Source organism: Zwartia vadi (assembly GCF_030410375.1).
GTDB classification, from domain to species: domain Bacteria; phylum Pseudomonadota; class Gammaproteobacteria; order Burkholderiales; family Burkholderiaceae_B; genus Zwartia; species Zwartia vadi.
The window spans coordinates 1-17886 of record NZ_JAUHHE010000014.1; the positions used below are offsets into that span (position 1 = coordinate 1).

General features: G+C 52.4%; 19 protein-coding genes. 13 read left to right on the plus strand and 6 right to left on the minus strand.

The window, feature by feature from the left end; translation table 11 throughout:
- Together QWY27_RS12220 and QWY27_RS12225 are read left to right on the plus strand one after the other, a co-directional pair.
- The coding region (locus tag QWY27_RS12220; RefSeq protein WP_290195450.1) for an IS3 family transposase at positions 1-89 on the plus strand (89 nt) is incomplete at its 5' end.
- A gap of 138 nt (positions 90-227) precedes the next feature.
- The gene (locus tag QWY27_RS12225) at positions 228-968 is read left to right on the plus strand and encodes a CoA pyrophosphatase (protein WP_290198658.1); all 741 of its coding nucleotides are present in this window, start codon (positions 228-230) and stop codon (positions 966-968) included.
- 10 nt (positions 969-978) lie between these two features.
- On the opposite strand, the gene rsgA is transcribed toward QWY27_RS12225, so the two are convergent.
- Positions 979-1878: a ribosome small subunit-dependent GTPase A gene (gene rsgA / locus QWY27_RS12230; RefSeq protein ID WP_290198659.1), complete on the minus strand. Its 900-nt coding sequence runs from the start codon at positions 1876-1878 to the stop codon at positions 979-981.
- Entirely contained in the window at positions 1875-3119 is a 1245-nt protein-coding gene (locus QWY27_RS12235; RefSeq protein ID WP_290198660.1) for a M48 family metallopeptidase, read from the minus strand. The genes rsgA and QWY27_RS12235 overlap by 4 nt, the downstream gene beginning before the upstream one ends.
- A gap of 59 nt (positions 3120-3178) precedes the next feature.
- Here QWY27_RS12235 and orn point away from each other — a divergent pair, with 59 nt between their 5' ends.
- Positions 3179-3772 carry an oligoribonuclease gene (gene orn / locus QWY27_RS12240; RefSeq protein WP_290198661.1) on the plus strand — a complete coding sequence of 198 codons (594 nt, stop codon included), beginning with the start codon at positions 3179-3181 and terminating at the stop codon, positions 3770-3772.
- On the opposite strand, the gene QWY27_RS12245 is transcribed toward orn, so the two are convergent.
- The 3 genes from QWY27_RS12245 to QWY27_RS12255 form a co-directional block, all read right to left on the minus strand.
- Positions 3759-5162, minus strand: a complete 1404-nt coding sequence (locus QWY27_RS12245) for an MATE family efflux transporter (RefSeq protein WP_290198662.1) — start codon at positions 5160-5162, stop codon at positions 3759-3761. The genes orn and QWY27_RS12245 overlap by 14 nt on opposite strands.
- Positions 5159-6898: an ArnT family glycosyltransferase gene (locus QWY27_RS12250; protein WP_290198663.1), complete on the minus strand. Its 1740-nt coding sequence runs from the start codon at positions 6896-6898 to the stop codon at positions 5159-5161. The genes QWY27_RS12245 and QWY27_RS12250 overlap by 4 nt, the downstream gene beginning before the upstream one ends.
- 106 nt (positions 6899-7004) lie before the next feature.
- Positions 7005-7271, minus strand: a complete 267-nt coding sequence (locus QWY27_RS12255) for a type B 50S ribosomal protein L31 (RefSeq protein WP_290198664.1) — start codon at positions 7269-7271, stop codon at positions 7005-7007.
- Between the two features lie 199 nt (positions 7272-7470).
- Between QWY27_RS12255 and QWY27_RS12260 the strand changes: the two genes are divergently transcribed.
- From QWY27_RS12260 to pgsA, 7 genes are all read left to right on the plus strand, one after another.
- Positions 7471-8286, plus strand: coding sequence for a class I SAM-dependent methyltransferase (locus QWY27_RS12260; RefSeq protein ID WP_290198665.1), 816 nt, complete (start codon positions 7471-7473; stop codon positions 8284-8286).
- 23 nt (positions 8287-8309) lie between these two features.
- Positions 8310-9326 (plus strand): ABC transporter substrate-binding protein, encoded by a 1017-nt coding sequence (locus QWY27_RS12265; protein WP_290198738.1) that lies wholly within the window; start codon positions 8310-8312, stop codon positions 9324-9326.
- Between the two features lie 100 nt (positions 9327-9426).
- Positions 9427-10191: a pyridoxine 5'-phosphate synthase gene (locus QWY27_RS12270; protein ID WP_290198666.1), complete on the plus strand. Its 765-nt coding sequence runs from the start codon at positions 9427-9429 to the stop codon at positions 10189-10191.
- A gap of 10 nt (positions 10192-10201) precedes the next feature.
- Positions 10202-10639 carry a holo-ACP synthase gene (gene acpS, locus QWY27_RS12275; RefSeq protein WP_435433484.1) on the plus strand — a complete coding sequence of 146 codons (438 nt, stop codon included), beginning with the start codon at positions 10202-10204 and terminating at the stop codon, positions 10637-10639.
- Positions 10640-10641: 2 nt separating this feature from the next.
- Positions 10642-11700, plus strand: a complete 1059-nt coding sequence (gene nagZ, locus QWY27_RS12280; protein WP_290198668.1) for a beta-N-acetylhexosaminidase — start codon at positions 10642-10644, stop codon at positions 11698-11700.
- Positions 11687-13549, plus strand: coding sequence for an excinuclease ABC subunit UvrC (gene uvrC, locus QWY27_RS12285; RefSeq protein ID WP_290198669.1), 1863 nt, complete (start codon positions 11687-11689; stop codon positions 13547-13549). Before nagZ ends, uvrC begins: the two co-directional genes overlap by 14 nt.
- A 17-nt stretch (positions 13550-13566) precedes the next feature.
- Complete coding sequence (gene pgsA / locus QWY27_RS12290; protein WP_290198670.1) at positions 13567-14145, plus strand: CDP-diacylglycerol--glycerol-3-phosphate 3-phosphatidyltransferase; 579 nt, start codon at positions 13567-13569, stop codon at positions 14143-14145.
- Between the two features lie 58 nt (positions 14146-14203).
- Here the strand turns inward: pgsA and queF are convergent, their stop codons facing one another.
- Positions 14204-15049: an NADPH-dependent 7-cyano-7-deazaguanine reductase QueF gene (gene queF, locus QWY27_RS12295; RefSeq protein WP_290198671.1), complete on the minus strand. Its 846-nt coding sequence runs from the start codon at positions 15047-15049 to the stop codon at positions 14204-14206.
- 142 nt (positions 15050-15191) lie between these two features.
- On the opposite strand from queF, the gene QWY27_RS12300 reads away from it, so the two are divergent.
- From QWY27_RS12300 to ccoN, 3 genes are all read left to right on the plus strand, one after another.
- A complete protein-coding gene (locus QWY27_RS12300) occupies positions 15192-16115 on the plus strand; it encodes a P-type ATPase actuator domain-containing protein (protein ID WP_290198672.1) in 924 nt (307 codons plus the stop codon).
- A gap of 8 nt (positions 16116-16123) precedes the next feature.
- Positions 16124-16312, plus strand: a complete 189-nt coding sequence (ccoS, locus tag QWY27_RS12305; RefSeq protein WP_290198673.1) for a cbb3-type cytochrome oxidase assembly protein CcoS — start codon at positions 16124-16126, stop codon at positions 16310-16312.
- A gap of 100 nt (positions 16313-16412) precedes the next feature.
- Positions 16413-17879 (plus strand): cytochrome-c oxidase, cbb3-type subunit I, encoded by a 1467-nt coding sequence (ccoN, locus tag QWY27_RS12310; protein WP_290198674.1) that lies wholly within the window; start codon positions 16413-16415, stop codon positions 17877-17879.
- Positions 17880-17886: the final 7 nt, after the last annotated feature.

The window sequence follows — 17886 nt, forward strand, 5'->3', positions numbered from 1 at the left end:
ATATTCACTATTACAACAACGACCGGATCAAGACAAAACTCAAAGGGCTGAGTCCTGTGCAATACAGAACTCAACCCTTGAGGCCCTAATCCGCTTTTAAACTGTCCAACTTTATGGGGTCAGTTCATTCGAGGTGCTTTTTTGTTGGGCGAAGCATGCAACAAGATGTTAAAAAGGTCTATTAACTATTTTTATTCCATTGGTGTGTTGTCTATTTACCTTTGATTATGTCCTCAGAAGCCCCTGAAAATCTGCGTCCACGCCGCCCTCCAGTCAGACCTTCTTTTGATCCGATGACGCAGCCATGGAGTCCTTCAGCGCTTCCTTTCACTGCGGTACCCGCGCACAAGTTATCCGCCGGCGCTTTGCGCAGCGTATTGAGCGGGGAAATCCAGCGGCCACTCGACATTCCGAACGAGTCGCTCATCAGAATGCCTGGCCGTGAGGGAACGCCCGTTGAGGCGGCGGTGCTTGTGCCGATCGTGATGCGACCGGATGGGTTGACAGTCTTGCTGACTCAGCGGAGTGCGCATTTAAACGACCACGCAGGGCAAATCAGTTTTCCGGGTGGGAGAGTGGAGTCAACGGATGCGGATGCGCGAGCGACTGCACTTCGCGAGACTGAGGAAGAGACTGGCCTGTCCAGGGACTATGTGGAGTGTTTGGGAGGCTTGCCTCGTTACGTGACAGGAACCGGGTTTGCAATCAGTCCGGTCACAGCACTGGTTCGCCCCGGCTTTGTACTCAATCCTGATACCTTCGAGGTTGCCGAGATTTTTGAAGTACCTTTGACGTTTTTGACGGATCCGGCCAATTACCGTTTGCACCGTGCCGAATTGGCGGATGGCCGTATCCGTCAGTATTACTCCATCCCCTGGAAACAATATTTCATTTGGGGGGCGACAGCAGCGATGTTGCTAGGCATGTGCCAGATTTTGTCGGAAGCAGCCGGGGCAGAGGTCGACTGAAGGTAGAACTTTAGTAGCTTTCGTGATCGTCTTTTGCCTGGACAAGTCTGACATACAAAGCATGCCGAGCGGGGTTGATGTCTTGACGCGCCAGCGCGGCGAGCACTCCGCAGCCAGGTTCATGTTGATGGGTACAGTTATAAAAGCGGCAGTGTTCTCTGTGCTCGTTAAACTCGGGAAATCCGCGTTCAATTTCCTCACGACTCAAATGCAGCAGCCCAAAGCCTTGAAACCCTGGTGAGTCAATCAAGTCTCCACCTCCTTCGGGCAGGTGATAGAGGCGCGTACTCGTCGTGGTGTGGCGTCCAGCACCCAAGGCGACAGAATGTTCTTTTGTCGCGGCCTGTGCGAGAGGCACGAGGGTATTCAACAAGGTCGACTTTCCCATGGCACTCTGACCCAGGAGGAGCGAAGTTTTGTCTTTGAGCAAGGGCAGCAAATGATTATGCACATTGACCGGATCGCGGGCACAAATTTCAATAATCGGAACGCCCAGAGAACGAAAAGGTGCCAGTCTTTCCAGCGCGGCAGGCATCCCTTCAGTTAAATCAACTTTATTGAGCAAAATAATGGGCGTAATGTCTGCGGACCAGGCGCCTGCCAATGCTCGACCGAGCAAGTCATCTGAAAAGGGTGGTTCAACAGCAATGACGATCAGGAGCTGATCGACATTGGCGGCAAATTGTTTGCTGCGGGATTCATCAGAGCGATAAAGAAGATTTTTTCGCGCCAGAATTGTTTCTAGCGCACCTTCATCCTGACCTTGTGGCGAGATCAGGACGTCATCGCCCACGGCGGCATCATTTTTCTTACCGCGTGGAAAACATTTAATAAGCGTGCCATCTTCGATTTCGACAGTGTAATGCCGCCCATGGGCCGCAATGACGCGTCCTTTCAAGCGTTCGGTCATGTGGCAAGCAGTTGCCGAATACGGATAGCAACGGGTGGATGGCTATCGTAGAAGGCAGAGTGAAGCGGATCAGGGGTCAGAGTCGAAGCATTGTCGTCAACGAGCTTGACCAGCGCTGACACGAGCTGGTCTGCCGAGCTTTGATTGCTGGCGAAACGGTCCGCTTCAAATTCATCCTTGCGTGAAAACCAGCTAAACAAAGGCGTGAGTCCAAATGTGAAGACTGGCACCACCATAAAGAACAAAATGAGTGCCATGGCGTCATTCCGACCGCCTAGTTGAGGGAGTACACCCAAGTCTGTGTAGAACCATACCTGCTGGGCCAACCAGCCAAGAATGGCAAAGAAAATCAGTGCGCCGGTAAAGCTCATCACCAAGCGTTTCAAAATGTGATTGTGCTTGAAATGACCTAACTCATGTGCAAGGACTGCAATAATTTCATCCTTGTTCAAGCGTGCGAGTAGAGTGTCAAAAAATACGATGCGGCGAGCCCGACCAAAACCTGTGAAGTAGGCGTTACCATGCGCTGAACGTTTTGAGCCATCCATCACGAAAAGACCATTGAGCGAAAATCCGCAACGTTGAGCCAGTTCCTGGATCTGTTGGGCCAAAGCTTGATCCTCGAGCGGGGTAAATTTATTAAAAAGCGGCGCAATCCATGTTGGAAAAATAAATAAAACCAGCAAGTTGAACAAAGACCATAACCCCCAAGCCCAGACCCACCAAAATGTACCTGCCTCGGCCATGAGCCAAAGAACGGCGGCAATCAAGGGCAAGCCGAGTACGGCACCAATCGCGATGCCCTTGAGAGAGTCTGTAACAAACAGCTTTGGCGTCATCCGGTTAAAGCCAAACTTTGCCTCCAGTTTGAACTGCCGATAGATGGAAAAGGGCAAACCGAGCGCGCCGAGCAGTGTGATCACAGCAACGATCAGAAGGACTTGACGCAACAAATCGTGCGAGGTCAGCGTACTCACCCAGAGGTCTATCTGCTGTAAACCGCCCAGTAGGGTGAGCCCAACTAACACTGCCGCATCGAAAACGAGCTCGATCATACCCAGTTTGACCTTGGCCGCGGTGTAGTCTGCGGCCCGCTGATGGCTGGTGAGTCCGATACGTGAGGCGAACTCGGCGGGCACGGTATCGCGGTGACTCACGACATGCCGGAGCTGACGACTGGCCAGCCAAAGCCGGGTACCGATAGTCGCGAGAAGAAAGGCAATAAAAAGTATCGTAAGCATGAGTCCAGAGAGCCTTATGGCAGCATGTGAGAAAATCGTGTTTTAACTGGATTGATTATATGGCTAACACCCCCGCTCAGGCAGTTACCCCACAAAATGGAAAGTCAATTCCCAACGAGTTCCGCCTGGTTTGGCTGGACATGGAAATGACGGGTTTAGACCCTCAAAAGGAACGCATCATTGAGGTTGCTGTTGTCGTGACAGAGCCGGACCTGACAATTGTTGCAGAGGGGCCTGTTCTGGTGATCCATCAGCCTGACAGTCTGCTTGATGCGATGGATAGCTGGAACCGCTCCACCCATGGCAAAAGTGGCCTGACCGAAAAGGTTAAGGCGTCAACCCTGACTGAGGCGCAGGCAGAGGATCAGCTCATAGAGTTTTTGTCACGCTATGTTCCAGCGGGCAAGTCGCCCTTGTGCGGCAACACGGTGAGTCAAGACCGACGGTTTATGTTTAATTACATGCCCAAGCTTGAGCAGTTTTTTCACTATCGAACAATCGATGTCAGTACGATCAAGGAGCTTGCGCGACGCTGGAAGCCAGAGCTTTTAAAGGGATTTGAAAAACGCAGCAAACACGAGGCGCTTGCGGATATTTACGAGTCTATCGATGAGCTGAAGTACTATCGGGAAACGTTCATCAAACTGACCTGAGTCGCTTGATGATGTGACGGTACCAGCCGTGCAACAAAACGGCTGAGATCGCCAAGCCGATCGTCGCCATGAGCCACATGCTGCCGGCACCGACGGGTGAGCCCGCCAAGAGTTGATTGCGTAGCGGTTCAATTAGACCGCGACCTGGTCCAAAACCTAGCCACCAGCCTCCAAGTAAGCCTACTACCATCAGTGCAAAAATTTGTAGACACAAAGGCACGACGGCAACCTTGTGTGCGCGTAGGATGTAGCTGTTGATACATTGCATCGCATCAACCACATGAAAGAATGGCAACAGCGCCAACAAAGATAAGGCAATCGCGGCAACCGTGGCATCGTTCGTGTAAAGCGCCACAATGACGTCGCGGCCAAAGTAAAGCGCGCAAGCTGTGATGAGGGCGCCACATAAGCCGACCACTAAGCCCATCATGCTTGTTCGATGTGCCTGATGAAGTTGTCCGGCTCCAATCGCCTGAGCGGTGAGCGATGCGGTCGCGACACCGATAGCCATGGGCATCATGTAGGCGAGGGCGGCCAGATTGGAAGTGATTTGATGGCCGCCAATGACAGCCGTACCCTCTTGCGCAACCAGAAGCGCCATGAAAGTAAAGGCGCTGACTTCAACGAGATAGGAGCCTCCCATCGGAATGCCAAGTCGCAAGATGGCCCAGAGCTCGCTCCATTCAGGACGTCCAAGCTTTAATTTAAATTGTTTGTAAAAGGGCGTGCGGGTGACGACCCATAGCCCAATGGCCAGGTTGATCCAAAAGACAATTGCCGAAGAAATGCCTGCGCCTGTTGCCCCTAGCGCTGGGAACCCCCAGTTACCAAAAATCAGTAACCAGTTGAAAAATATTTTCAGAACAATCCCGAGGAGATTGATCATCATGATCAGCTTGGGCCGGGATACTGCGTTGGCAAGTGAGTAGACCGTGCGAAACATGAGTGCCGCAGGCAACGCGCAGGTAAGTGCAAGGAGATAGCTTTTGACGTTTGCACGCACAAGCGGATCAAGATCGCCAGAAAAGCTTAGCCAGACATCGGGAAAAAGCAGAACAGCCCCACCTACTACGGAGAGCAAGAGCGAGACCCAGATGCCTTGCCCCCAGGTCTGCCCAACACGCTCGAGTTTGCCAGCTCCCACGTACTGTGCCTGGATTGGAATGAGTGCGTGCATCACTCCCGTTAGTCCAATGAACACCGTGATGTAAATTGAAATCGACAAAGCCATCGTGGCGAGATCAATTGGACCAGCATGCCCAGTCATCGCCGTGTCAAGTACGCCAAAAGCCATGCTCGCCCATTGACTGATCAGGATAGGCCAGGACTGCTTAAATATGGCACAGAGGGTGGCGCCGAAAGATCGCGCCGAAGTATCAACAACGCTCATTGTATTGGCAGACGCAAAATTCTGTAGCGATCAAAGCGGTCAGCACCACGAGAGCCTTGCCAGAGCACTTCGGCATTTTCGCTAAAACCTGCCTCGTCATTTTCGAGTTTTTTGCGCGTCGTTTGCTGCAAGACAAATGGACACTGTGGATCGTAGACTATCTCAATATGATCAAACACATAGAGAGAGGCTTGCGGACCGAGTGCCAAGCCTTGGCCTCGTAAGCAGGCCAACTCACCAGGAGTGGAGGAGAGACTTTCAAGGGTCTGGCGAATTTCGGCTGACATGGGGCGATAGCTACGAACATAGTCGATCGCGGGCATCCAGAGTAAAACAAGCATGATCCAAGTCAGGGTCAGGCCACCGGCAGCGAGCAAGGATCCGCGCCACAGTGCATTGGGATTTGCTTTCACGCGCCAGACAATCATGGCAATCCAGCAAAGTGTGCAAACAATGGCAAGGGCGACGCTCCACCAGACGATTTGAGGTTCGTAGCCTGCTGTCTGACGCGCGATATTCAGTGAGATTTGCTGGGGAACGCCAAAATGCAGTGCGAACCAGCCTACCCAGACGCAGGCGACCGTAACTGAAAAACACATCAAGGCAAACCAGTCGAGCGTGTTGATCACGCCCCGACGCATGGTCGGAATGGCAAAGGCAGAGAGCACGGCGAGTGGACAAATAAACAGGACGTACTCGGCCTCCCCGGACTGTGACGACACAAAAAGCGTCAGCACGGCGCCAAGCATCAACGAAAAAGGCAGCCAGATATGCGGTGCGGTCGTCCAACGACGCCATTGCCAAAGTGCAAGGAGCGCCAAAGGCCAGGTTGGCCAGAGAAACCAGGGTAGATCGCGCATCGGTCTGACGGCATTTTCGTACTCGGGGAGTCCGAAATTCAGTTCATTCCAGTGCAGCCACGCTTTCATCCACTCGGGGTGGATGTTCATAGTGGGTATCCACCAGCTTGCAATCAGTGTAGCGGCTAAGAACACTGCAAACAGAGCATAATATCTAACCGACCATAGAGCTGAGCGCTTGATCAGTGCGATCGGCAATGCAAACAAGAGTGGCACCAAGCCCGGCCAAGCGCGTGTTAAAAACGCACCGGTCAGCGCGAGCGTGAGCATAACCATGCCCATCTTAGGCTTGTCCAGCATGCGAGCCAGCGCATAAAACCCAAGCGTTTGAAAAGCAAGATTGGCAGGTACATCTGAAGTTTCGTGAAACCGCAGCAGTACGCCGCCAGTAGCCAGAAAGAGCAAGGTCGCGACATCAGCCAGAAGTCGACCATAGTCTTTGACGGAAGGTTCGCCTCCAAATGGTAACGCAAGCGGTTGAGCCTCTGTTCGGCGTCCCAATAAGTAAGTTCCATACCAGACTGAGCCAAGGGTCATGGCAAACCAAATCAGATTAATGACGCGCGAGGCTGCAACTTCTCCGATCCATGAGCCGAACAAATGAATCAGGATCGCGCCTAACCACATCACCAGTGGTCCGTCTTGGGCAATCTTGATGTCGCCAAAATGAGGAATCAGCCATTGGTAACCTTGAGACTCCAGGGCCGATAACATCTTGGCCAGACTCAGCACATCATCTGTTTTCCAGGGGTCTCTGCCAAATAATCCTGCAATCACATAGGCAGCCGCAAGCACCAGCAAGATCAGTCGCGGGAGCTTGGTAGACGCATTGGCAGTCAGCCTTGCCGGAGTGGATTGGGTAGCAGAGAGCGACACGCGCAGACTCAAACCTTCAAATTAAGGACTTGGTGTGACATTAACAAAAAAAAGGCAGCCTAGAGGCCGCCTCATTTTTACGAACGCTGATCCTGATGAATCTGGATCAGGCAGATGCCTTTTTCGTTCCGGACGTGCGAGCAAAACGGGCACGGAACTTTTCAACGCGACCGGTTTCGACAATACGGGTCTGAGCGCCGGTGTAGAAAGGGTGAGATTCCGATGTCACGTCGCATTTGAAAAGAGGATAGGTTTTGCCATCCAATTCAATAGTTTCGCGGCTGTTGAGTGTTGAGCGGGTGATGAACTTGTTGCCTGTCTGCAGGTCAACGAACACCACATCGCGGTAATTAGGGTGAATCTCGGCTTTCATCTTAAATCCTTTCGGTTGGGCGGGTCGCCAGCCACATTCACTGTCGTCTCAACTGTAGTGAACACTACAGTTGTATCAATACAGCAATATCGCCACGTATCCTAAGTTAAGCTCGCCATTCTACAGGTAAAGGGGAGATTTCGCAATGTGACAATGCTATTCTGCCTGCCAGAGGGAATAAAAAAGGTGTTTTTTTACAATGGCTTGGAAAAAAACCGCTGCACCGCAGCGAAAAAATGCTGGTGTACAAAAAGAGTTGGTTACGTCTGTACGGGATATTCCCACCATTTCTGAGGGTGGAGGCGTCCGTTATTTGCATTTCGGTACTGAGTGGGTGCAGGGTGCGATGTGGGTATCAAAACCTGCGGAGCTGGTCCTTGAGTACACCGCGCAGATGATGGCTTGGCTGCTTTTTTTGGCGCCACCGCGGCATCAATCGATTGGCATGCTGGGTCTGGGCGCGGGGTCGCTCGCCCGATTTTGCCTGAAACATACCTCCAGCAAGATCAATATTGTCGAGTGGAACCCTCTTGTCACCTCAGCCTGTGAGTTGTATTTCAAGTTACCCAGGCCTTCAAGGATGTTGATCGAGCATCTCGATGCCGAGGTGTGGGTGAGTGATGGGCATCATCATGACCAATGTGCGGTATTAATGGTGGATTTGTATGATGCGCAGGCTGCGGGTCCGGTACGAGATTCGCTCGCGTTCTATCAGAATTGTCATCAGGTGCTTGGAGAGGTTGGTGTGATGACAGTGAATCTTTTCGGCGCGCACGCGAGTTTTGAAAAAAACATTCGTCGATTGAGCGCCGCGTTTGATGGGCGATTGTTGAGTTTGCCCCAAATTGACGCTGGTAATCAGGTTGTGCTGGCTTTTAAAGGACCTCCGATCAGTGTGTCGATTGAACAACTGCTCGCACGCGCCGACGATGTTGAGTCACAATATGGATTGCCGGCTAAGAAATGGGTGCGATCGATGATTGGCCGGACAGAAAACGGAATATTGACAGTGTGAGCGTTGTGATTTTTTTGAAGAAAATGAATGTACTGCGCGCCTTCTTGCTGGCAGGTTATCTAATGCTTGCAAGCGCCGACGTTTGGGCGCAAACAAAATCTGTCGCCATCTTTTTCTATCAGCAAGATGAGGTCACCGCCGAGGTTGTGGATGGTGTGAGAGAGGTGCTCCGGTCAGCCGGCTTTCGCGAGGGGCGCAATTTAAAGTTGAACGTGAAGGATGCTCAAGGCGTGCCTGAGCGCGTACAACCTATGGCGCTCGATATCATTCGTGGACGTCCCGATGTGATCATCGCGCTTTCACTCCCAGTTGTTCAGGCGGTGATGTCCCAAACTAAGCAAATACCCGTTGTTTTTGCGGGAATTACAGATCCAGTGCAGAGTGAAGTTTTAACCGGCTGGGGGCCCTCCGGAACCAATGTCACAGGGGTCTCCGATGCGCTTCCTTTACAAAAACGGATCGCATTGATCAGGCAGTTGGTACCTCAGGCACGTCGCGTCGGGGTCATATATAACCCTGCTGACGCGAACTCTATGTCGCAAATCAAGGAGTTTCAGGAGAACCTGAGCGGAACGGGTTTGATAGCGATCGAAGTTGCGGTGTCCAGACCAATCGATGTGGGTTCAGCCGCACGGAGTTTGATTGAAAAAGTCGATGTCTTCCAAACTTTTCTGGATCCATCGGTTAACCAGTCTTATGGTGCGCTCGTTCAAGTCGCCAACGACGCCAAGATCCCTTTGGTGGGTTGGGATATTAAAGACGTCAAAGCGGGAGCTGTAGCGGCCGTTGATTTAACCGAACAAGATATTGGAACTGCCGCAGGACGTCTGGCACTGAGGATTTTACGGGGTGTCAAGCCGGGTACGATCGCGCCCGAACTCATCGCTCAACCACCTATTTATGTCAATATGCAGGCAGCAGTCTTGCAGGCGGTTACTCTATCTCCCGCCTTGTCAAAAGTCGCTCGGCCCGTGAGTCGGACTTCATCTCAACCAGAGTCATCGTCGACTCAACCCGTTTCCAAACCGCGAGTCAAATAGGGGATCGACCCGCGCGCGCGTGATAATCTCATCATGATGGGTGACATGCCTGCTTGTGACCCGAAGATTTAAATAGACCCACATCTAAGAGAGCTCCAACATGATTGATCTAGGCGTCAATATTGATCACGTTGCCACCTTACGGCAACAGCGGCACACTCAGTATCCTGATCCCATCGCAGCTGCATTGCTCGCCGAGGATGCTGGTGCAGATCTGATTACCTTGCATTTGCGCGAGGACCGTCGTCATATTCAGGATGCGGATGTTTTTGCTTTACGCCCGCAGTTGCGTACCCGGATGAACTTGGAGTGTGCGATTACTGCGGAAATGCTGGCGATCGCTTGTAGGGTCCTGCCACAGGATGTGTGTTTGGTACCTGAAAAACGCACTGAACTCACCACTGAGGGTGGTCTTGATGTTGTGGGTGGTTTTGAAACGGTTAAAGCCGCCGTCCAGCAGTTGCAGGCTAGTGGTATTCGAGTCTCCCTTTTTATTGATCCTGATGCACGTCAAATCGCCGCGGCAGTTGATACCGGTGCGACGGTGATTGAACTCCACACAGGCGCCTACGCCGAGGCCGCTACTCCAGAGCAGGCACAAGCCGAGCTCAGCCGGCTACAACAAGCCATTGCGTATGCTGTGTCTCAAGGCTTGCGTACCAATGCCGGTCATGGTTTGCATTTTGGTAATGTTGCGCCGGTTGCTGCGCTTGAGGGCATTGCTGAACTCAATATTGGACATGCGATCGTGGCACAGGCCATTTTTGACGGTTGGGAAAATACCATCCGAAACATGAAAGCTTGCATGATCGAGGCCAGGCTGAAGGCTCAGCGTGGCGTGTTGCTTCAACCGCCTAAACATTGAGAGAGGACAGATCTTGGCTGCAATTGCCGGTATAGGAATGGACCTCGTCAAGATGGAACGGATTGACCGGGCTTGGCAGCGTCATCCCGAACGCTTTCCAGAAAAAATTCTCGGACAAGAGGAGTTGCAGGTATTTAAGGCCCGAGCTGCACGGGATCGCGCACGCGGCGTGCGTTATCTTGCGACGCGTTTTGCCGCCAAGGAGGCTTTCTCAAAAGCAGTGGGATTAGGTATGCGCATGCCAATGTGGTGGACGCGCATGCAGACTTTGAATGTAAAAGGAGGGCGACCCACTGTTGTTCTCTCTGGGCCCTTGGCGCGCTGGTATGAGATGCGTTTCGGTCCCGCACATGTTTCCCTGACCGATGAATCAGAATACGGCGCCGCCTACGTGGTGGTCGAAACTCTACAGGACGGTCCCAACAACAACACCACCGGAGCAGATTAAATATGCGTTCAGCCAGTAAACCTTCTATTCCCAGAGGCCCTTTAGTCGTCGACATCGCGGGCACCGTCATGACAGCTGCTGAAGAGGCTCGCTTACTGCATCCGCTTGTCGGAGGCGTCATTCTTTTTACCCGTAACTTCACCTCGCGCAAACAGTTGGTCGCACTCACAAAAAAGATTCATGACTTGCGATCACCCAGCTTATTGATCGCGGTTGATCACGAAGGCGGACGGGTGCAGAGATTTCGCACAGACGGCTTTACGTGCCTGCCCTCGATGCGTACCCTTGGTCTCGAATGGCTGAAAGACCCGATGCGGGCGATGCGTATGGCGACCGATGTCGGTTATGTCCTGGGGGCGGAGCTTCGCGCCTGCGGCGTTGACCTAAGCTTCACTCCGGTGCTGGATTTGGATTTCGGAGTCAGTAGTGTGATTGGGGATCGTGCATTTGATGGTGACCCACGCGTGGTCGCGATGCTCGCCCGTGCCCTGTCTCAAGGCCTGGCTCAGGCAGGGATGGGAGCCTGTGGCAAGCATTTTCCGGGACATGGCGCTGTGGCGGCCGACTCACATCACGCTATTCCGCGCGACAACCGCTCATTGAAAAAGATTTTGGCGCACGATGCTGCGCCCTATCAATGGTTGGGCGACCAGGTGATTCCCTCTGTCATGCCCGCTCATGTGATCTATACAAAAGTGGATGCGATGCCTGCGGGGTTTTCTTCCAAATGGATCAAGGAGATTTTGCGCCAAAAGCTGAGTTACGACGGCGTCGTATTTTCGGATGACCTGACAATGGAAGGCGCCGCTGTCGCGGGCGACATCCTTGCGCGCGCACGCGCAGCACTCCAGGCAGGTTGCGATATGGCTCTCGTCTGTAACCGTCCAGATCTGGCTGATGATTTATTGTCACGTCTGACCTGGAAAGCCACACGGCGATCAATGGATCGAATCGATCGACTGATGCCCAAGATGGTCGCGCCGGAATGGAAGTCTTTGCAAAAGCAACTGGCATATCTCGAGGCTTTGAAGTCCGTCCATACACTCAATGAGCGAGCCTGACTCTTCTGCCGCCTTTGAAGAAAAGGCTCCAGACGCTTTTGATATCAAAGCGTTCCTTGCTCAGTTGCCCCACTTGCCGGGTGTTTACCGGCATATCGATGCAACAGGAGAGGTTCTGTACGTAGGCAAGGCGCGTGATCTCAAAAAGAGGGTGTCTTCTTATTTTCAGAAAACGCCTTCGAGTCCCCGTATCGGCCATATGGTTGCACGAGTGGTGAAAATCGAGGTGACGGTCACCCGCTCTGAGGCTGAGGCGCTGATCCTGGAAAATAACCTGATCAAAACACTGCGCCCGCGCTACAACATTTTGTTTCGCGATGACAAGTCTTATCCTTATTTGATGCTTTCCGGACATGTCGCCCCCCGCATTGCTTATTACCGGGGGTCTACACAAAAAAAAGGGCAATTTTTTGGTCCTTATCCAAGCGCCTGGGCGGTGCGCGAAACGATCCAGATTTTGCAGAAAGTATTTCGGTTAAGGACCTGCGAAGATACCGTTTATGCAAATCGTTCCAGACCGTGTCTTTTACATCAGATTGGTCGTTGCTCGGCGCCTTGTGTCAAAGAGATTTCTCAAGAGGATTACGCTGCCGATGCTGAGCGTGCCGCACGCTTTCTGAATGGTGAAACACAGGAAATCATGGGCGATCTTGAGAAGCGGATGCAAGAGGCAGCCGAGGCATTGGAGTTTGAGCAGGCGGCTCTTCTTCGTGATCAGATGGGGGCGCTTGCCAAGGTGCTTCACCAACAAACTATGGAGGACTCTGATCAAAGCGATACCGATGTCATCGCAGTCGCTTCTTCTGGCGGAAAAGTGTGCGTCAATCTGGCGATGGTGCGAGGTGGACGTCATTTGGGTGATCGTGCATTTTTCCCCACGCATGCTGACGGAGACTCCAATGCGGAGGTGCTGGCGGTTTTTATTGCGCAACACTATGTGGATCATCCTTTACCTGCAGCGCTTGTGGGTTCGCACGCACTGCCAGATGCTCAACTCATTGACTTGATCGCAGAGTCAAAGTCCACCAAAGCCCGCTTTATCAGTCGTCCGCAAGGTGTGCGCAGGGCTTGGCTTGAGCAAGCGACGCGAAATGCGGAGATGGCGCTTGGCAGCGCATTGCTGGAATCGGGTGCCCGCAGTGCGAGAACCTTGGCGCTTGCCGAAGCACTTGATCTGGATACGGATCCTGTTGCTCTGGATGCGCTGCACATAGAGTGTTTCGACATCAGTCATACTGCGGGAGAGGCGACCCAGGCATCTTGCGTGGTGTACGCCCATCACGCTATGCAGCCCTCAATGTACCGGCGCTATAACATTGCTGGCATCACGCCAGGTGATGATTATGCTGCCATGCGACAAGTGCTGTCTCGTCGTTTTGGCAAAGTTGCGGACGGAGAGGCCAATATGCCTGGCCTGGTGCTGATTGATGGCGGTAAAGGGCAGGTGGAAATCGCGCGTCAAGTTTTTGTGGAGTTGGGGCTGGACACCGATGTTTTGGTGGGTGTTGCCAAGGGTGACCGCCGCAAGGTTGGTCTGGAGACATTGATTTTTCCAGATGATCGAGCACCCTTGGTGTTGGGCGAATCTTCTGCAGCGTTGATGTTGATTGCACAAATTAGGGATGAAGCGCATCGTTTTGCAATCACGGGTATGCGCGCCAAGCGCGCAAAAACCAGAAACGTGTCTCGTTTAGAGGATATCGATGGCATCGGTGCCAAACGCCGTCAAAGGCTGTTGGCCAGATTCGGTGGATTTAGTGGCGTGGCCAACGCCAGCATTGAAGATTTGGCGAGCGTCGAGGGTATCTCCCCTGAATTGGCCGAGCGCATTTACTTTTCCTTACGCTAAGTGGGTTAGCATAGCGTATGCCTTTAAATATCCCAATCATTCTCACATGGCTCCGAATCGCCATGATTCCGCTCCTTATTGGGCTTTATTATTTGCCCGATTCTTGGATGAGCGTGCCTGTGCGCGACACAACAGCAAGTCTGGCGTTCATCTTTGCTGCTTTGACCGATTGGTTTGATGGCTGGCTGGCTCGCCGCTGGAATCAGACTTCGTCTTTTGGTGCTTTCCTGGATCCCGTTGCAGACAAGCTGATGGTGTCTGCCGCACTCTTGGTTTTGCTGAATCTGGATCGCGTGGACGTGATGATTGCCCTGGTGATTATTGGACGTGAAATCACTATTTCAGCATTGCGTGAGTGGATGGCTCAAATCGGCGCCAGTGCAAGCGTTGCCGTTCATTGGCTCGGAAAGTTCAAAACCGCCGCTCAAATGATCGCGATCCCTTGTTTGCTCTATTACGACTCGCTTTTAGGGATTCCATTTGCGCAGATTGGCCAGGTCCTGATTGTGATCGCAGCCATTCTGACTGTTTGGTCCATGCTTTATTACTTACGCCGCGCGTTGCCGGTTATCCGCGAAAAGACTTCCAAGAGTTAGACTTGGTTGCGCAGTCCTTGCTTTGATTTATCAGTCAAAGGGCACATAGAGACGCCATTCATTGTCGGGCGCTACGCATCAGTGTTGGGGCCGGCATGCCCGGTGTGGCGCGCCAAGGATTGATATCCAAACCACCGCGACGGGTGTATCGCGCGTAAACCGAGAGGTGCTGAGGCTGGCAGCGCGCCAAAATATCCATAAAAATCGTTTCCACACATTGTTCATGGAAGCCATTGTGCATACGGAACGAAATAATGTATTTCAATAAACCCGCACGATCTATTTTTGGACCGCTGTAGTCGATTTGGACGCATGCCCAATCGGGCTGGGACGTCACGGGACAATTAGATTTTAGTAATCTTGAAAATAGAGACTCCTTCACGATCGTTACGCCATCCCGCCGGGCAGAATCCAGACAAAGCAAATCGGCGTTTGGCTCATAACAATCGATCCTGAGGGTTTGAGAATCCAGATCAATCCCCTCAAATTCGTCGATATGCAGACCTTTAAAACTGTTAGGAGCTATGTACTCAATCTTCACTTCAGCCCCGGCTGCATGGGATAAGTCTTTACGCACGGTGTCGAGCATGAGCCCAGCTGATTCAAACACACACTGATTTAGGCTGTTTAAGTAAAGCTTTAGGGACTTTGATTCAATAATGTAAGGACTCTTGCAATCAATCATCAGACGCAAGATACCCACGTGCGGCATGCCGTGAGGGCTTAGCCAAGATAATTCATAAGCATTCCATAGATCCCAACCCGTAAAGGGGAGCGCGGGACCCGTCAAGCCAAGCCGCTCTCTCGCCTCGGCTCGCGCAATCGGAAATAAAAGCGTTGGATCATAGGCTGTTGGATAGGAAACATCCTGACCAAGAGGCAGGTCGCGTGATGGGAGCTTCATTAGGGAGAGGAGTGTCTATTAAATAAACTGGATTTTACCTAGTTGATTTAAATCAAGGCGGGGATACACCTGCTACGCCTAGAATTTACTCACTATGGTCAAGTCAATATTTGCGTTAAATCGCCCACTCAGCCCCAGCGAGATGTCCGGACGTCGACGCAGTCTCGTCAGGCTCGGACTCGCCTGGCTTGCGATGATGCAGGTCATGATGTTCGCCTTGCCTGGATATCTGAGGATTGAGGCAGGCCCAAATGATAGTCTGGAGGTCTTGGACTGGGCCATTTTTCTGATGAATTGGGCCAGTCTTGCGCTGACCGTTCCGGTGGTGCTCTACGCGGCCTGGCCAGTGTGGCAAGGGGTTGCTCGCGCGTACTCCAAGCGTCGTGTCACGATGGACATTCCCGTTGCAACCAGCATCATTGCAGCTTTTATTCCGAGCGCCTATGCCACGCTGGCAGGGAACGGCGAGGTCTATTTCGACTCAGTGACAATGTTCGTCGCATTTTTACTGACTGCTCGCTATTTTGAAACCCGGGCGCGCCAGTCTGTTGAAGCAGGACAGGGCGCCATCCAACTCGACGCGCTTTGTCAGCCTTTGATTGAACAGTCTGATCGTGTTGCGACAGTTTTTATCATCGCCCAGCTAGGCTTTGCATTTTTGATTGCAGGGTTTTGGTGGGCCACACATCCTGAGCATGCCTTATCGATTCTTGTCGCCATGCTGGTGATGAGTTGTCCGTGTGCGCTGGCGCTTGCGGCTCCGATGTCCCTTGCAGCAACCCATGCTTGTCTTGCTGCCTACCCTGAAATGACTGATAAGCAACGCACTGTTTTGTTTGGGCGCACGCGACGCATCACTCGTCAAAACCTATATGGCGCGCTTGTTTGGCATGTGCTGACCATGCCGCTTGCAGCAGTCGGCTGGGTGACTCCCTGGTTGGCGGCTCTACTGATGTTTATCTCATCCGTTGCGGTCGTGGCCAATGCCTGGCGTCTCTATGCGATCCCCGCAGGGGAAAATCGTCCAACACTTTCCGGGGAGCTTCACCCCGAGACGCAGCCCTAGGAATCGTTTTGGAAATACTGTACCTGCTCTTGCCCTTGTCCCTCGCCGTGATTGCGCTTGTGGGAGGCATGTTGTGGTGGGCGGTTTTTTCAGGACAGTACGACGATCCCGACGCGGCCAGTCAATCGATTTTGCTGGACGATGATCGCGCCGATTCTGTTGCATGTTTATCACAAGACAAGCGCGCATCGGATTAGTTCTGCGCAAACATGATTAGGCTTGATATGGATCAAGTCCTGATTCTGATAGTTTGGGCATCATGGTGCAATCAGTCAATATCATCAATAAGGAAGTAATATGGCTCGCTCAAATGCGGTAACGGCCGAGACCTTCAACTACGGCATCGTCAGGCAGTTTGCCATCATGACGGTTGTCTGGGGTGTCGTCGGGATGCTCGTCGGTGTGATCATCGCGGCGCAGCTTCTATGGCCCCAACTCAATCTCGATATTCCCTGGTTGACGTATGGACGACTCCGACCGCTCCACACTAACGCAGTCATTTTTGCGTTTGGCGGCAGCGCGCTCTTTGCCGCGTCCTACTACGTTGTTCAGCGGACTTGTCAGGCACGCCTGTTTGGCGGCTTTTTGATTCCCTTTACTTTCTGGGGCTGGCAGCTCGTGATTGTGGGTGCGGCCATCACCTTGCCTTTGGGTATTACCACCAGCAAGGAATATGCCGAGCTTGAGTGGCCAATCGATATTCTGATCACTCTGGTGTGGGTGGCCTATGCAATCGTGTTTTTCGGCACGATCGTCAAGCGCAAATCCAAGCATATCTATGTCGCGAACTGGTTCTTCGGCTCCTATATTCTCACGATTGCTATTTTGCATATCGTCAACAATATTGAGATGCCTGCCACGCTCTGGAAATCTTACTCGGCCTACGCTGGCGTGCAGGATGCGATGGTGCAGTGGTGGTACGGTCACAATGCCGTGGGCTTCTTTTTGACCACAAGCTTTTTGGGCATGATGTATTACTTCATTCCCAAGCAAGCCGAGCGCCCCATCTATTCATATCGTTTGTCGATTGTTCACTTTTGGGCATTGGCCTTTACGTACATGTGGGCAGGCCCTCATCATTTGCTTTACACCTCCTTGCCTGACTGGACCCAGTCGCTCGGCATGGTGTTCTCCCTGATTTTGCTGGCACCCTCATGGGGTGGCATGATCAACGGGATTATGACCCTGTCCGGCGCTTGGTACAAGTTGCGTACGGATCCTATCCTGAAATTCATGGTGGTTTCGCTGTCGTTTTATGGCATGTCAACCTTTGAAGGTTCCATGATGTCCATCCGTACGGTCAATGCGTTGTCGCACTACACCGACTGGACTGTGGGCCACGTGCACTCCGGTGCATTGGGCTGGGTGGCGATGATTACCTTCGGCATGTTGTATTACTTGATTCCAAGGCTTTGGGGACGTGAAAAGATGTACAGCACCAAGTTGATTGAGGTGCATTTCTGGATCGCAACCATTGGTGTAGTCCTCTACATCGCGTCAATGTGGATCGCCGGAGTGATGCAGGGCTTGATGTGGCGTGCGACTGAGGCGGACGGTTCGTTGACTTACAGCTTTGTCGAGTCAGTGAAGGCCTCGGTTCCATTCTATGCGATACGTTTGTTGGGTGGTTTCTTGTATCTCTGCGGAATGTTCGTGATGGCTTACAACGTTTACAAAACTGTTGTGGGTGAAAAAGCGGTCAATCCCGAGATCCCAAAAGACATCGTTCAATCAGCCTCGGCTGCTGCCGTCGCAACAGCCTGAGGAGGAA

Bases quoted from the DNA above. Each gene is read 5' to 3' on its own strand.
- QWY27_RS12225 (WP_290198658.1), top strand. From the start codon at position 228: ATGTCCTCAGAAGCCCCTGAAAATCTGCGTCCACGCCGCCCTCCAGTC.
- rsgA (WP_290198659.1), bottom strand. From the start codon at position 1,878: ATGACCGAACGCTTGAAAGGACGCGTCATTGCGGCCCATGGGCGGCAT.
- QWY27_RS12235 (WP_290198660.1), bottom strand. From the start codon at position 3,119: ATGCTTACGATACTTTTTATTGCCTTTCTTCTCGCGACTATCGGTACC.
- orn (WP_290198661.1), top strand. From the start codon at position 3,179: ATGGCTAACACCCCCGCTCAGGCAGTTACCCCACAAAATGGAAAGTCA.
- QWY27_RS12245 (WP_290198662.1), bottom strand. From the start codon at position 5,162: ATGAGCGTTGTTGATACTTCGGCGCGATCTTTCGGCGCCACCCTCTGT.
- QWY27_RS12255 (WP_290198664.1), bottom strand. From the start codon at position 7,271: ATGAAAGCCGAGATTCACCCTAATTACCGCGATGTGGTGTTCGTTGAC.
- QWY27_RS12260 (WP_290198665.1), top strand. From the start codon at position 7,471: ATGGCTTGGAAAAAAACCGCTGCACCGCAGCGAAAAAATGCTGGTGTA.
- QWY27_RS12265 (WP_290198738.1), top strand. From the start codon at position 8,310: ATGAATGTACTGCGCGCCTTCTTGCTGGCAGGTTATCTAATGCTTGCA.
- QWY27_RS12270 (WP_290198666.1), top strand. From the start codon at position 9,427: ATGATTGATCTAGGCGTCAATATTGATCACGTTGCCACCTTACGGCAA.
- nagZ (WP_290198668.1), top strand. From the start codon at position 10,642: ATGCGTTCAGCCAGTAAACCTTCTATTCCCAGAGGCCCTTTAGTCGTC.
- uvrC (WP_290198669.1), top strand. From the start codon at position 11,687: ATGAGCGAGCCTGACTCTTCTGCCGCCTTTGAAGAAAAGGCTCCAGAC.
- pgsA (WP_290198670.1), top strand. From the start codon at position 13,567: ATGCCTTTAAATATCCCAATCATTCTCACATGGCTCCGAATCGCCATG.
- queF (WP_290198671.1), bottom strand. From the start codon at position 15,049: ATGAAGCTCCCATCACGCGACCTGCCTCTTGGTCAGGATGTTTCCTAT.
- QWY27_RS12300 (WP_290198672.1), top strand. From the start codon at position 15,192: ATGTCCGGACGTCGACGCAGTCTCGTCAGGCTCGGACTCGCCTGGCTT.
- ccoN (WP_290198674.1), top strand. From the start codon at position 16,413: ATGGCTCGCTCAAATGCGGTAACGGCCGAGACCTTCAACTACGGCATC.